General features: G+C 62.0%; 12 protein-coding genes. 1 reads left to right on the top strand and 11 read right to left on the bottom strand.

Annotated elements, in window-relative coordinates:
* Positions 1–12: 12 nt before the first annotated feature.
* The 11 genes from WHX55_RS19900 to WHX55_RS19850 form a co-directional block, all read right to left on the bottom strand.
* Positions 13–1149: a glycosyltransferase gene (locus WHX55_RS19900; RefSeq protein WP_353741130.1), complete on the bottom strand. Its 1137-nt coding sequence runs from the start codon at positions 1147–1149 to the stop codon at positions 13–15.
* Entirely contained in the window at positions 1142–2110 is a 969-nt protein-coding gene (locus WHX55_RS19895) for a glycosyltransferase (protein WP_353741129.1), read from the bottom strand. Before WHX55_RS19895 ends, WHX55_RS19900 begins: the two co-directional genes overlap by 8 nt.
* Positions 2107–3474: an O-antigen ligase family protein gene (locus WHX55_RS19890; RefSeq protein ID WP_353741128.1), complete on the bottom strand. Its 1368-nt coding sequence runs from the start codon at positions 3472–3474 to the stop codon at positions 2107–2109. Before WHX55_RS19890 ends, WHX55_RS19895 begins: the two co-directional genes overlap by 4 nt.
* Positions 3471–4520, bottom strand: a complete 1050-nt coding sequence (locus WHX55_RS19885) for a glycosyltransferase family 4 protein (protein WP_353743070.1) — start codon at positions 4518–4520, stop codon at positions 3471–3473. Before WHX55_RS19885 ends, WHX55_RS19890 begins: the two co-directional genes overlap by 4 nt.
* A gap of 41 nt (positions 4521–4561) precedes the next feature.
* Positions 4562–6154 (bottom strand): Wzz/FepE/Etk N-terminal domain-containing protein, encoded by a 1593-nt coding sequence (locus WHX55_RS19880; RefSeq protein WP_353741127.1) that lies wholly within the window; start codon positions 6152–6154, stop codon positions 4562–4564.
* Positions 6155–6169: 15 nt separating this feature from the next.
* Positions 6170–7201: a polysaccharide biosynthesis/export family protein gene (locus WHX55_RS19875; RefSeq protein WP_150752969.1), complete on the bottom strand. Its 1032-nt coding sequence runs from the start codon at positions 7199–7201 to the stop codon at positions 6170–6172.
* Positions 7202–7223: 22 nt separating this feature from the next.
* Positions 7224–7871, bottom strand: coding sequence for a CpsD/CapB family tyrosine-protein kinase (locus tag WHX55_RS19870; RefSeq protein ID WP_150752968.1), 648 nt, complete (start codon positions 7869–7871; stop codon positions 7224–7226).
* Positions 7872–8618 carry a sugar transferase gene (locus WHX55_RS19865; RefSeq protein ID WP_353741126.1) on the bottom strand — a complete coding sequence of 249 codons (747 nt, stop codon included), beginning with the start codon at positions 8616–8618 and terminating at the stop codon, positions 7872–7874.
* Between the two features lie 44 nt (positions 8619–8662).
* Positions 8663–9667, bottom strand: coding sequence for an NAD-dependent epimerase (locus WHX55_RS19860; RefSeq protein ID WP_353741125.1), 1005 nt, complete (start codon positions 9665–9667; stop codon positions 8663–8665).
* A complete protein-coding gene (locus WHX55_RS19855; protein WP_150752965.1) occupies positions 9664–11016 on the bottom strand; it encodes a UDP-glucose/GDP-mannose dehydrogenase family protein in 1353 nt (450 codons plus the stop codon). The genes WHX55_RS19860 and WHX55_RS19855 overlap by 4 nt, the downstream gene beginning before the upstream one ends.
* 398 nt (positions 11017–11414) lie before the next feature.
* Positions 11415–12455 carry an AraC family transcriptional regulator ligand-binding domain-containing protein gene (locus WHX55_RS19850; protein WP_353741124.1) on the bottom strand — a complete coding sequence of 347 codons (1041 nt, stop codon included), beginning with the start codon at positions 12453–12455 and terminating at the stop codon, positions 11415–11417.
* Between the two features lie 71 nt (positions 12456–12526).
* On the opposite strand from WHX55_RS19850, the gene WHX55_RS19845 reads away from it, so the two are divergent.
* A complete protein-coding gene (locus WHX55_RS19845) occupies positions 12527–13441 on the top strand; it encodes a LysR family transcriptional regulator (protein WP_353741123.1) in 915 nt (304 codons plus the stop codon).
* Positions 13442–13473: the final 32 nt, after the last annotated feature.

Genomic DNA, 13473 nt, shown 5'->3' with positions numbered 1-13473 from the left:
GGCACGCGCCTCTCATCGATTTTGCTCGGGGTTCCACTGGGCGTAACGCTGACCGCGCAGGAACTGCCACAGGCCGATGCTCATCCCGGCAAGGGTCACCAGGAGGAACGCGGCGAGGCGAAAGGGTTTGGGCAAGCGGTGTTGCGAATCCAGCAGGCCGGCAATGGCCGCCGTGTAACCGAGCAGTTGAGCGATCAGACTCAGGCGATAAAAGCCGTGATCCTCCCACAGCCAGAAGTTGCTCAGCAGCAACGGCAGCAACAGGATCGGTGCCAGACGCCGGATCAGCTTGTGGCTGATCAAGGCAATCGCATACAGGCCATGGGTCAGCGGATTAAGCAGCTCCCGGCGCTGGGCCAGGCTTTGCAAACCACCCACTGTGACCCGCTGGCGGCGACGGAATTGCTTGTCGGCTTCGTCCACACCCTGGTCGATTACCCTGGCCTGGGGCACGTAGACAATCCGCTTGAACGCCACCGGCGCGCAGGTGCTGATAAAGAAATCATCGTTGACCTCCGCTGGCACGCTCTGGAACAACTCGCGGCGCAGGGCGAGCAATGCGCCATCGGCGGAGACCATGCAGCCGGTGCGATTTTCCACGTAGCGCAGCCAGCCTTCGTAATGCCGATACAGGCTGTCGCCTACGCTCAAGCCCTTGCCGGTCACCGGAATCACCATTTGCCCGGCACAGCCACCGACCTGCGGGTCGTTGAGCGGCGCGAGCAAATGGCCGAGGGTGTCGGTGGACCATTGGTTGTCGGCGTCGGTGAACACCAGGATCGCACCGCTGCTGATCGCGACCCCGGCATTGAGCGTCGCCGCCTTACCCTGGCGGGGCAGGTCGAGCACGGTAATGCGCGGGTCATTGACCTTGTGTGCACAGGCCACGGTGTCGTCGGTCGAGCCGTCACTGGCCAGGATAATGTGCAGCGAGCGGGCCTGATAATCCTGGGCCAGCACGGTGCGCAGTTTTTCTTCGATATGCCGCGCTTCGTTGTGCGCGGCAATCACGATGCTCACGTCCATCGGTTGTGCCGGTCCATGGCGCGGCGCCGGGTAAAACGGTGCCAGCAACGTCAATAACAGTGGATAACCGAGGTAGGCGTAAACCGGTAGCAACAGGCACAACCAGAAAATGAATTCAGCCACGGGCGGGCCTCCTGGCATTCCAATGACAAAGGCTGAGGATGAACCCGGCGCCCGCCAGGTGCAGGCGCACCCAGTGCAGGCCCCAGAGTTGCAGGGTCAGGAGCGGGTCGCGGTGCCTGGCACTCTGACGCAGGCTCAGTGCCAGGGCGGGCAGGACGGTCAGCAGCAGCATCAGCAACGAATGATGGGGGAAACCGTCGAACAGGGCGGAAATGGCCATGAAATCGATCACCCAGGCGGCAATCGACAGCAGCGGAAAGCGCAGTAGGCGCAGGCTCGGGCCATGGGTGCGCAGCAGCTGCAGATGACTGCCCTGGCGCCATAATTCCTTGCCCATCCATTCCCGCCAACTGCATTCGTAGCCCCAATGCAGCGCCACGCTTTGGTTGACCGAGCGCAGCTTGGCACCGGCGTCGACCAGGCGCATGGTCAGTTCCTTGTCCTCGCCGGTGCGCAGTTGTTCATTGAAACCACCGACCTTGTCGAACCAGCGACGGCGCATCAGCAGGTTGCAAGTGGGCAGCCATTGCGCGACATGCAGCGGCTGCGTGTCGGGGCGCAAGGTGCGGCGCTGCCAGGCGTCGGCGTACCACGGCGCTTCGGCCGGGGTGTGCAGGTCCAGGCCGATGACATCGGCCTGGCCGCTGGACTCGAGGTCGAACAACAGCTTGAGCCAGTTCTCGGGCATCTCGACGTCGGCATCGATAAAGGCCAGCCATTCACCGCTGGCGATCTCCGCTCCGCGATTACGCAATGCACCGATGAGCAGGCCGGGCAGGACCAGCACCTGGGCGCCGAACTGCCGGGCAATGTCCGGGCCCTGGTCATCGGAGCCGTTGTCGACCACGATCAACTCGCATTCGACGTTGGCCGCCTCGGCGGCATGTCGTGCCGCTTGCAGGGTCCGGCCGATGTGCCGGGCCTCGTTGTACATCGGGATGATGATGCTGATGCGGTTCATGCCCTGACCTCCGTCGACGGGGCTTCTTCGGCTTTCGTGCGCAGCACGCTGGTCAACGCGAGCATGATCCACAGGTACTTATGGTTCGGCGCGCTGAGGAACATCAGGAACAGCGTCAACGACAGAAAGCTCATGCCCAGGTGGGTCATCAGATCGGCCTGATGCCCGTCTCCTCGCAACAGCCAGGCCCGGCGGGCGCGAATCAGGTTGTACAACCCCAGGGCCAGCATGCCGACGAACATCAGGCCGGCGGGAATCCCCAGTTCACTGAAGATCTCCAGGTAGGTGTTGTGGGCGCGACGGTACAGGTCGTCGGTCTTGCCGCTGACGGAAAAGGTCTTGGCATAACCGGTGGTGGCGTAGTGCAGCGGGAACGTGCCGGGGCCGGTGCCGAGCAAGGGGTTCTCGGCGATCATGGCGCTGCCGACCACAATGTAGGAGGCGCGACGGCCCAGGGACGCGTCCTGACTCTTGGCCCCGGAGCTGAGGATGCTCAGCGACTGGATGCGCGCCACGTAACTTGCCGGCATCGCATAGAGCCCAAGCGTAATCACAATCGTCAGGCCGAGCATGGCAAAGCCCAGGTGGCGTGGACGAATATGTGGTAACTGCGCACGATAGTGCCACGTGCCGATCAACAGGCTGAGGAGCAACACCACCAGCCCCGAACGGGATTCAGTCTTGGTCATGCCGGCCAGCAGCACGAGGGCACAGGCCCCCCAGAACAACCGGTGCAACCGGTTCGGGCTGCGGACCACCAGCAACAGCGCCATGGGCACGGCGAAGGCGATCATCAGGGCAAAGTCGTTCGGGTCATTGAGCATCCCGGACGCACGGCCGTCGTCCTGGTATTTGGCAGAGAACATCGCCATGGCGCAGGTCACCGCGACACTGAAGGCAACCAGTTTGGCGAACAGGTCGAGATTCAACTCACGCCCGACCAGCAGGGTGATGACAAACAGAATCAGGCCGACGCTCAATTCGCGCAGGTGGCCCAGGGAGAAGCCCATGTCGTCGGTGTTCAACAGGCTGAGCAGGTACAGCACCATGAAGCCGACCAGGAAGCGCCAGATATTGCTGCGCAGGCGCTCGGCTGACAGTTGGTGAATCGCCAGTTGCAGCATCAGGATCAGCGCCAGCGAAGCCCCGAGGAACTTGGAGCCTGATAACGCGTTGTCCTTGAACAGACCCTCGAAAGGCAGGATGGCGACAATCCCCAGCAGGCCCCAGGCAGGCTTGCGGTACAGCACCGCGACACCCACCAGGCCCAGCACCGCTCCCGGCGCCAGATACGGATAAGGGCTGGCCAGCAATCCGAGGCAGACCAGGCCGAGCAAACTGACGATCGAGAGCGGAACAATCACGCGCGTGCCTCCCGTGCAGTGCGGATGTAAACCTGCGACCAGCGTTCGGCCAGGACCTTGAGGTCGTAGCGATCCCGTTGCGTACGTTTTGCGTTCTCGATCAACTCGCCGGCCAGGGCCGGGTCACCCAGCAGTGCGCCGATCTGGCGGGCGAGGGCGGTGCTGTCGGTGGGCGCGGCGAGCAGGCCGTTGTGGCGGTCCTGCAAGACATCGGGAATCCCGCCGACACCGAAGGCCACCACCGGCACCCCGGCCTGCATCGCTTCGAGCAGAATCATGGGCGTGCCTTCGGTGCGCGAGCTGATCACCAACGCATCGAGTTGTCGCCACCAGGCGCGCATGGCGGTCTGGTAGCCCGGCAGCGTGATACGCGTCTGCAATCCCGCTTCGTCTATGCGCGTCTGCAGGCTTTCGCGCTCCGGCCCGTCGCCGAGCATCACCGCGTCCAGTTGCGGGTACTGCTGACACAACGGGATCAGCGCATCGAGAAACAGGTCAGGGCCTTTTTCGCTACTCAGGCGCCCGACGTAACCGGCCAGCCAGCGTTGACGCTCACCACTGTGCGGCGGCAAGTCCTGGGCCGCCGGCAGGCCGTTGGGGATCACCTGCAACTTGTCCGTGCGCACATTGGCCTGGCGGTGCAGCGCTGCAATGCTTTCGGCGACACACACCACCCGGTTCACCGAGGCCGTGCGGCACAGTTGCAGGCTCAGCCAGGTGTAGAATTTCTGCTTGCGACTGCGCGGGGTGAAGCCGTGCTGGGTGATCACCAGTGGCAGGCGCAACAGCGTGGCGCCGAACCAGCCGAACAACAGGCCCTTGAAGTTGTGCGTATTGATCAGTGGCCGCTGGTCCCGTCGCTGGCGCAAATGCCCAAGCAATGCGCCCAAGCCTGCACAGCCGAGGCAATCGACACCGGCCTGGCGAAAACGCGTGATCAGTTCTGGCGGTGCATCGAGAAACAGCACCTGGTGCTGCCCCGGCGTCGCCAGGCAATGATCCAACAGCATCCGCTCGGCGCCATAGAAGCCGCCGCTGCTGAGCATATGAATGATCGGCAGGTCGTGGGCGGTGCCGAGGGGCGCGTTCAATTGCGCACCCAATGCAAGAGGGCCGGTACGCTCCAGTTCTTGTGCGGATTGTTCGGCAGGGTGCTTTGATCGTTGATCACCAGCAGCACCGGCAAGCCCAGTTCATGGGTGATTTGCGCAGGGTGCTTGAAGCGGTGGTCGAAGAACTCACGCACATAGACCAGGGCAATCGCCAGCAGCAAACCGGTGAACAGGCCGAACGGAATGATCAGCATCGGCTTGGGGAACGCCGCTTCGGTCGGCTCGAACGGCGGGCTGAGTACCCGTGCGTTGGACAGGTCGTTGTCCAGCGCGCGCGCGGTGCTGCTTTCGGCGAAGCGCTGGGCATAGGTGCCGAACGCCTTGTGCAGCGCGTTGATTTCGGTGTCCATCTGGCGCAGCTTGCTGCGGGTTTCCTGCAACTGGTGGATGCGATTCTTGAACTCGGCAATGCGCGCGGTTTTCTGGTCGATGACCGAGCTGATCGTCGCCAGGTCGCTGGTGCGCTCCTGAATCCGGTTGCTGACAATCTTCAGGAATTGCCCACGGGCCCGGATGATTTGCTCGCGGGCCCTTTGCATCGGCTCACTGCCGGGCTGAAAGACCGCCAGGTCGTCCATGTAGCGGCTGACCAGGGTCGTCAGTTGCTCACCCAGTTGCTTGATCTCGCGGTCTTCGAAAGCGACGCTGTCGACCGTGGTGGTGAAGGTGTAGGGGAAGGTGTAGTCGTTGAATCTGGCGTTGTTGGCGGTCGCCAGGCTGGTTTTCAGGTAATCGAGCCAGCGCTGGCTTTGCAGCAGTCGGTCCTGATACAGGTTGAGCGCCTGCTCCTCGGTGTTGATCGCGTTGAGGCGGAACGTGATTTCTTCCTTGGGGTCGGACGAACCGATGCTTTCGAGCAAGGCCAGGCGATTGGCTTCCAGGCCATCGAGACGCACCTGGTACTGCAATTTCTTGGTCTCGTAGAAGCTCTGCGGCAGGTCGATCGATTGCATTTCCTGGCGGGTGACCAGGTAGTTTTGCAGCAGGGCGGCGACGAATCGGGTGCCCTGGGCCGGGTCAGGGAAGCTGTAGACGATCGAGATCACGTTGGAACCCGGCAAGGTTTCCACCTTGAGGGCATTGGATGCTTGCTGCGTGAGGGCATCGAGCAGGGTGTCGCGTACCGGATCGGTCTGCAGCCCGAGCAAGCTGCGAACCGGGTTGATCACGTGTTCGCGAACGGGATTGATCACAAACCGTTTGAGCGGCTGCACCAGCAGTTTGTTGAAGGCGCTCACGGGCTGCGTGTACTCACCCTTTTCGCGCAACTCGCTGATGGTCTGGCGGATCAAGGCCGGCGAACGCAGGATATTGCTCTCGGTCTCCATGTCGGCCAGCGACGGCGGGATGAAGGAAGCGTTTTCCTGAGTGAGGGTGCTGGTGGCATCCCCCTGGGAGATTTTCTTGGACTGCACGATCACCTGGGCGGTGATATCGAAACTCTGCTTGAGCAACAGCGGCAAGACCACGGCGATCACGGCAAAGACCAGGAATACTCGCTTCACCAGCTGCCTGTTGGCGAAGAAGATCCTGAAGAACTCATGCAGGTAGTTTTCCTTTGGATTCATGTGGGTACCTGAGAGTTAGTTGCTGCTGTCGTCTTTGTTGTCGACGCGGTAGCTGAAGCTGAGGCCCATGCCCTGGAACAACACGACGTCCGCCAGTTGCCGCGCGAGCTCACCGGCGCTGGCCAGTTTGGTCTTGGGCACGTACAGCATGTCGTCCGCTTGCAGGTAGGCGATCTGGGAGGCGTCGCCGGACAAGGCTTTTTCCACGTCGTAACGATGCGCGACCACTTGGTTGCCGTTGCGCCGCATGATCATCACCGAGTCCAGGCGTGCCTTGATGTTGGAACCACGGGCCATGGTCAGGGCTTCGAGCACCGACACCGGGCGGCGGATCGGATAGGCGCCCGGCTGGCCGACTTCACCCAGTACATAGATTTCGTTGCCGGCGGTGGACTTGAGCAGCACGTCCACGGTCATTCGCCCCGGCAGGGTGGCATAGCGTTTATTCAGGTAGGCCTCCAGTTGGTTGAGGGTCATGCCTTGCAGCGCTACGGCACCGATTTCCGGGAAGCTGGCGTAGCCGTCGGTGCCCACGGTGATTTCCCGGCTCATGCCGGTGGCGGGGTGGTTGAGCACGGACTTGAGGTTCCATTCATTGGCCAGCGGGCTCACCACCATCACTGACAGCTGATTGCGGTTGGGCTGGAACAGCTGTTTGCGATCGTAGGCGCGCTGAATCGCGTCCCGTGCTTCATCGCGGGTCAGGCCCTCGATTTTCACCGTGGTGTGGGCCCCCGGCAGTTCGATGGTGCCATCGGGCAACACCAACTGGTTGCCGTTGAACTGGCTGGCGGCGGTGAAGTTCAGCGCGATCGTGTCCCCGGACTGCACGCGATAGGCGGCCGAGCCACTGGTGCTGATGTGGAAGATCACGTCCAGCACATCCTGTGGGCGCAGGGTCTGCTCGACCTTGGGCACGTCAGTGGCCTGGGCGTTGGCCGGTGGGGCCGTGAGGATTTGCACCGGCATGCTTTGTGATTCGTCGGAGGAAGTGCTGGAGCAACCTGCAAGGGGCAGCAACAGCAAGACAAGCATCTTGGCGTTCATGGCGTCATCCTTGTCTGACTGCTCACAGGTTTTTGTACAGCCATTCGGGCATGTAGTACTTGCGTCGGTTGAACACGCTGCCGACCAGCTTCGCTCCCGCCTGGCTCAGGCGCTGGACCGCGGCCTGGGCCACTTCCCAGCGGGTGTCTTCCGCGGGCACGACCAGGACCACGCCGTCCACCTGGGTGCTGATGACCAGGGTGTCGGAGGCCGAATACACCGCGTCGCCATCGATCACCACGAAGCGGTAGCGGATGCCGAGTTGATCGAGCAGCGGGCTCAGGAGTTCGGGTGTCAGGTGTTCGTTGCCACGGAAGTAGCGGCCGAATGGCAGAACGTGAAAGGGCAGGCTGGAGACGTCCACCACACAGTCCTGCAACAAAGGCGGGCTCTGGGTGTTGAACAACAAGTCGCGAAACCCCCGTTCCTTGCTCAGCCCCAACTGTTGCGTGAGGTTGGTCGCCGACTGGCTGGCATCCACCAGCAGTACCAGGCCGCTGCTCATCTTCGCCAGTTGACTGGCCAGCGCCAGGGCGCTGGTGGTGGTGCCCGCACCGGGGTTGGCGGCGGTCAGTAAAAGGATCCGCAGGTTCTGGTCGAGTACGGTCGATGTCAGGTTGGACTCGCTCGGGCTGGCAATGCTGAGGCTTTTAGCCGTTGAACCGTCCATTTAACTTGCTCCGTGGCCGCTGAACACCTTGAAAGGGGTTTTCAGCAGAATCTTCAAATCAAGCAGCAGGCTCTGCTGGGCGATGTAGGCCAGATCCAGCTCAACGCGCTGGTCGAAATCGATATTGCTGCGCCCGGAGATTTGCCACAGGCCGGTCATGCCGGGGTAGATGCTAAGGCGCACGAGGTGTTTGTCCTTGTAGCGGTAGGCGTTGAACGAAGTCGGCCTGGGGCCTACCAGGCGCATGTCGCCGGTCACCACGTTGAACAGGTTCGGCAGCTCGTCGAGACTGGTGCGCCGCAGGAAGCCGCCGATACCGGTGATGCGCGGGTCCTTGTCGATCTTGAAATCGATGGCGTCGGCGCCGTGCTTGTTCAGGTGCCGCAAGGACTCCTTGAGCTCCTCGGCGTTGACGACCATGGTGCGGAATTTGTACATGCCGAACAGGCGGCCGCGGTAACCGGTGCGCTTCTGCACGAACATCACCGGCCCCGGGCTGGTGAGTTTGATGGCCAGCGCCAGCCCCAGCAGCACCGGCGAAATCAGCACCAGGATCAGCAGCGCGCCGAAGCAGGCCAAGACGCGGTTGGTGCGCGACAGGGTCCACGGCCGGCCACCTTCGCGACCGGTTATCCAGCCACAACCCTGCATATGGATCGCGGCATCCATGCGCTTGCGTTGCTCGGGGTCCAGGCGCTTGTCCCTGCGCATACTGCTAAGTGGCACGCTTTTTTCGTGTTCAGACATAAATTCTCCGCAGAGTTCAGCCGTGTGCGGCATGGGCGACGCAGTCAGTAGTAAGTGCGGAACCAGGCAACGAAGCGCCCCAGTCCCTCGTCCAGCTCGATACGCGGTTGGAAATCGGTAGCGCGGGCCAGCTCGCTGGCATCGGCGCAGGTGTTGAGGACATCGCCGGGTTGCAGGGGCAGCAGTTCGACCCGGGCTTTTTGCCCCATGTGTTTTTCCAGCAACGCCAGATAATCCTTGAGCTCTACCGGGTGCTGGCCGCCGATGTTGAAAATCCGCCAGGGCGCCATGCTCGTGGCCGGGTCCGGTTGTTCGCGGTCCCATTGCTCATTGGCTTGCGGTGGGCGGTCGATCAGACGCGTGATGCTCTCGATAATGTCGTCGATGTAGGTGAAGTCCCGCTGGTGCTCGCCGTAGTTGAACAGCTTCAGTGGTCGTTCTTCGGCGATGGCCCGGGCGAACTGGATCGGCGACATGTCAGGCCGTCCCCAGGGGCCGTACACCGTGAAGAAGCGCAGCCCGGTGCAGGGAATACCGAACAGGTGGCTGTAGCTGTGGGCCATCAGTTCGTTGGATTTCTTGGTCGCGGCGTACAGCGACAGCGGATGATCGACACCATCCTGCACCGAGTACGGAGTGTGCTGGTTGGCGCCATACACCGAACTGGACGAGGCGTAGATCAAATGCTTGACCGGGTGGTTGCGGCAGCTTTCGAGGATGTTCAGGAAGCCGCTCAAGTTGCTGTCCAGGTAGGCTCGGGGATTTTCCAGGGAGTAACGCACCCCGGCCTGGGCCGCGAGGTGGATCACGACCTCCGGTTGTTCCCTGGCAAACAGTGCCTCGATGGCCGGTGTATCGGCCAGGTCAACCGTTGAGAGCGGGAAAGGGCGTGCCTGCTCCTGCACCCAACGCACGCGATCGTGCTTGAGTTGCGGGTCGTAGTAGCTGTTGAAGTTGTCGAGGCCCAATACCTGGTGTCCATCGCGCAACAGTCGCAGCACGCAATGGGCACCAATAAAACCGGCCGCTCCGGTGACGAGAATCTTCATGGGCGTACGACCTCGGGCACGATGCGGCGCAAGCCAATGCTGCTGTAGTGCAGGCCGGCGGCCGCCACCTGTTCCGGGCTGTACAGGTTGCGCCCGTCCACGATCACCCGTTTTCGCAGTTTGTTCGCCAGACTGTCGAAGTCGACCACGCGGAAGTTCTTCCACTCGGTGCAGATCACCAGGGCATCGGCGTCTTCGAGTGTGTCATCGCGGGTGGCGCACAGATGCAGGTCGTCGCGGTAGCCGTAAATGCGCCGGCATTCGGACATGGCTTCCGGGTCGTAGGCGTGCACGCTCGCACCTTCGGCCCAGAGTGCCTCCATCAGGTAACGGCTCGGGGCTTCGCGCATGTCATCGGTGTTGGGTTTGAACGCCAGGCCCCACACGGCGATGGACTGGCCGGCCAGTCCCCCAGGAAATTGCGCCTTGAGTTTGCTGAACAGGATATGCCGCTGGTGATCGTTGACATCGGTCACGCTGCGCAGCAACTTCAGGGGCATTCCGGCGTGTTCGGCGGTGTGCAGCAGAGCGCGCAGGTCCTTGGGGAAGCAGGAACCGCCGAAGCCGCAACCGGGGTAGATGAAGTGGTAACCGATGCGCGGGTCCGAACCGATGCCTTTGCGCACGGCTTCGATATCTGCTCCCAGCAACTCGGTGAGGTTGGCCAGTTCGTTCATGAAACTGATGCGCGTGGCCAGCATCGCGTTCGCCGCGTACTTGGTCAGCTCGGCGCTGCGGTTGTCCATGAACATCAATTTGTCGTGATTGCGGCAGAACGGTGCGTAGAGCTCGCTGATCTGGCTGCGGGCTTCATCGTCACCGGTGCCGACGATGATCCGGTCCGGGCGCATGCAATCGGCCAGGGCACTGCCTTCCTTGAGAAACTCCGGGTTGGACACCACCCGTACCTTCAACGAACCTTTGCCGCGGCGCTGCAACTCTTCAATGGCGGTGGCACTGACCTGGTCCGCCGTGCCGACCGGCACCGTGGACTTGATGATCAGGGTGCGGTCGGCCTCCATGAAACCGGCAATCTGCCGGGCCACGTTCAGCACATGGCTGAGGTCGGCCGAACCGTCTTCATCGGCGGGCGTACCGACGGCGATGAAGATCAGCTCGGCGTGCTCTACCGCATCGCTGGCCTGGGTGGTGAAGAGCAGGCGACCGGCCTTGATGTTTTCTTCAAGGGTGCCGGAAAGCCCCGGCTCACTGATCGGTGGCACGGCCTGTTGCAGTTGCCGGATCTTGTTCGGATCGATGTCGACACACAGGACACGATGTCCGACATCGGCCAGTGCCGCTGCTTGAATCAGGCCAACATAGCCCGTACCAAATACGCTCACGTCCATATTAGCGTGCCTCGTAAGACAGTGGGGGAGTTGCAAAACAAGACTGTCAAAAGGGGTATAGACCAGCCTCGGCAAACCGTGTCAGCAAACCGGCGTGTTAAATTGGCAAGACACCCCCCAAAGTTGGGGCCATTGCCATCAAAGTCGCACCACCATTGGGTTTCTCCCCGGGTTTGAGCGTTTTCCGAGATTTTCAAAAAAAACGACAAGCGGTCGTAAGCCTTGAAGTACAAGGGTTGTAGCTGCGTGAGTGTGTCAGGTTTGAGTCACCGAATTAATGACGTTTTTTAACAGTGTCCGACGGTTTTTACGCGCGGATGGTGCAATGCCGGTGTTAAAAAATGTCCAACAATCTATGGGTCAAGTGCCTGTCGAGTCATAGCAAATTGCGTGGTTTTTTATCGACCTTGCCGGGTTCGCCAGGAGCCCGGCGCGCACCCCAGCCACCGCAGGCATGCACGGTTGAAACTTTGCACATCGCTGTAGCCCAGGCGGTCGGAAATCTCCACCAGCTCCAGGTCTGTCCCCTGCAAAAAGTCTTCGGCCTGGTAGCGGCGGTATTCGTCGAGCAATTCTGAAAAACTCCAGCCCAACGCCTTCAAGCGTCGGGCGGCGGTGCGCTCGAGCAAATGCTGGGTGGTGCAGAATTGCTGCCAGTTGGCCTCGGCGAGGTCGCCGATCAAATGATCGCAGACTTGCTCCAGCAAGGTCGGTTCGCTGTTGCGTCGGGTCTGCTCCAGCAGCTCGACCAGCGTGTGTTCCAGTTCATGATTGCCCGGCGTCAACGGGATGACGAACAGCTGTGGATCGAGGCGGATCGAGTGCTGCGCCTGCCCCCATTGCACCGCTGCGCGAAAGGCTTGTTGATGTTCCTGCGGGTTGGCCGTGCAGGCACCGGCCAGCCCGACGCTCAGAACCGGATCACGCTCCAGGCCGCTGGCGAGGAATTTGCGCCGCAACATGCTGCACAGGCTGATGAGGATGTAATCGGTGGTAGCCGCGTTGGTTTTCACGCTGCCGCGGTCGAGCAGACGCAATTCGACGCTGTCGTCGCCGCGCACGATCTGCGCCTGGAAGTGCCCGTTGAAAAACGGAAAGAAGCGCACGAAATACTGGCAGGCGCTGTCCAGTGAGGCGGCCACGTCGAACAGGTACGTCAGGCCGTTGGTGGCGGTGGAAACGAAACGCCGGCCAGCCGCCAGGCCGATCAACGGGTCGCCGGTCTGCTCCAGGGCAAACGCCCAGAAGCGCCGCGACATGAACAGCGGAATACGCATGAACGGCGTGCGCAACTCGAACAGGCTGCGACGAAACAGGCCTTCGATGCGTTCACGGTCCACACCGCGGGCCAGCAACTCTTCGATGGCCGGCAACAGGGTCGGCGCGTAGAACGCATTGGGTATCGATCGGTCGTGCAGTGGCTGATCGCTTTTTGTCATGTAGGGCTCACAGCTTGTTCCGGAACACTGGTTAGGCTGCCCGACGTTAAGCGATTTGCCGGAGCAAGACCATGCTTGATTTACGCCAGCTCGATTTGAACCTGTTGCTCGCCTTCGATGCGATTTACCAGCAGCGCAGCGTCACCCGTGCGGCCGAGGTGATGTGCCTGTCGCAACCGGCCATGAGCAATGCGTTGCGTCGCCTGCGCGAACTGTGCGGCGACCCGCTGTTCATCAAGAGTCGCCTGGGGGTGACGCCGACACTGGTCGCCCATCGTCTGGCCGACTACGTGCGCGCCGCGCTCGAGTCGTTGCGCGATGGCTTGCGCATGATTCCGGCCGCGCGGCAGAACAATCCGCTGCTGCGCATCAGTTGCCTGGATTGCCTGCAACCGGTGCTGCTCGATGCCTTGCTCGAATCGCCCCACGCCGATTGGCAGGTGCGGTACTTCCAGCCCCGGCGCCGCGACGCCTTGCAGGACCTGGCCAGCGGCAAGCTGGATATCCTGATTGACCTCGACCAGCCTCTGGCCGGGCTTGCCGGCCTGCACAAACAGGCACTGCCCGCCGACCATTATGTGTTCGCCTATGGCGCTGCGCTCAAGGAACCGCCGCGCACCCTGCAGGAATACCTGGAGCAGCCGCAGATTCAGGTATCCAGCCGCCGCGACGGGCTCAGCCCGGTGGACTTGCAGCTTGGCTTGAAAGGCCTGCGCCGGAATGTGGCGATGAGCACCCAAAGCACCCTGGCCGCAAAGCTCATCGCCGACCGCCAGCCGTTCGGCATCAGCCTGCCAAGTCGGGTCGCCAGTGTGCTGGGCTTGCAACACGTGCCGCTGCCCCTGGACGAACCCGTGGAGCTGAAATTGGCGCTGTACATCGAGTCGCGCTATCGCTTCGAGCGCAGCCGCGAGGAGGCGATGCACTGCCTGCTGCGCGCCCTCGGTGAGCCCCGGGCGTTGCAGGGGCTGGCGCGGCGTGCGTGATGTGGAGACAGCAACGCCAAACCCTGTGGGAG

Origin of the sequence: Pseudomonas fluorescens, assembly GCF_040448305.1 — a bacterium.
Taxonomy (GTDB): domain Bacteria; phylum Pseudomonadota; class Gammaproteobacteria; order Pseudomonadales; family Pseudomonadaceae; genus Aquipseudomonas; species Aquipseudomonas fluorescens_BH.
Note: the sequence above shows the minus strand (reverse complement) of the source record. Positions and strands in the feature narration are given on the sequence as shown.

Excerpts from the sequence above, each read along its gene's own strand:
- WHX55_RS19895 (WP_353741129.1), bottom strand. The coding sequence starts at position 2,110 with ATGAACCGCATCAGCATCATCATCCCGATGTACAACGAGGCCCGGCAC.
- WHX55_RS19885 (WP_353743070.1), bottom strand. The coding sequence starts at position 4,520 with ATGCTCAGCAGCGGCGGCTTCTATGGCGCCGAGCGGATGCTGTTGGAT.
- WHX55_RS19880 (WP_353741127.1), bottom strand. The coding sequence starts at position 6,154 with ATGAATCCAAAGGAAAACTACCTGCATGAGTTCTTCAGGATCTTCTTC.
- WHX55_RS19875 (WP_150752969.1), bottom strand. The coding sequence starts at position 7,201 with ATGAACGCCAAGATGCTTGTCTTGCTGTTGCTGCCCCTTGCAGGTTGC.
- WHX55_RS19870 (WP_150752968.1), bottom strand. The coding sequence starts at position 7,871 with ATGGACGGTTCAACGGCTAAAAGCCTCAGCATTGCCAGCCCGAGCGAG.
- WHX55_RS19865 (WP_353741126.1), bottom strand. The coding sequence starts at position 8,618 with ATGTCTGAACACGAAAAAAGCGTGCCACTTAGCAGTATGCGCAGGGAC.
- WHX55_RS19860 (WP_353741125.1), bottom strand. The coding sequence starts at position 9,667 with ATGAAGATTCTCGTCACCGGAGCGGCCGGTTTTATTGGTGCCCATTGC.
- WHX55_RS19855 (WP_150752965.1), bottom strand. The coding sequence starts at position 11,016 with ATGGACGTGAGCGTATTTGGTACGGGCTATGTTGGCCTGATTCAAGCA.
- WHX55_RS19850 (WP_353741124.1), bottom strand. The coding sequence starts at position 12,455 with ATGACAAAAAGCGATCAGCCACTGCACGACCGATCGATACCCAATGCG.
- WHX55_RS19845 (WP_353741123.1), top strand. The coding sequence starts at position 12,527 with ATGCTTGATTTACGCCAGCTCGATTTGAACCTGTTGCTCGCCTTCGAT.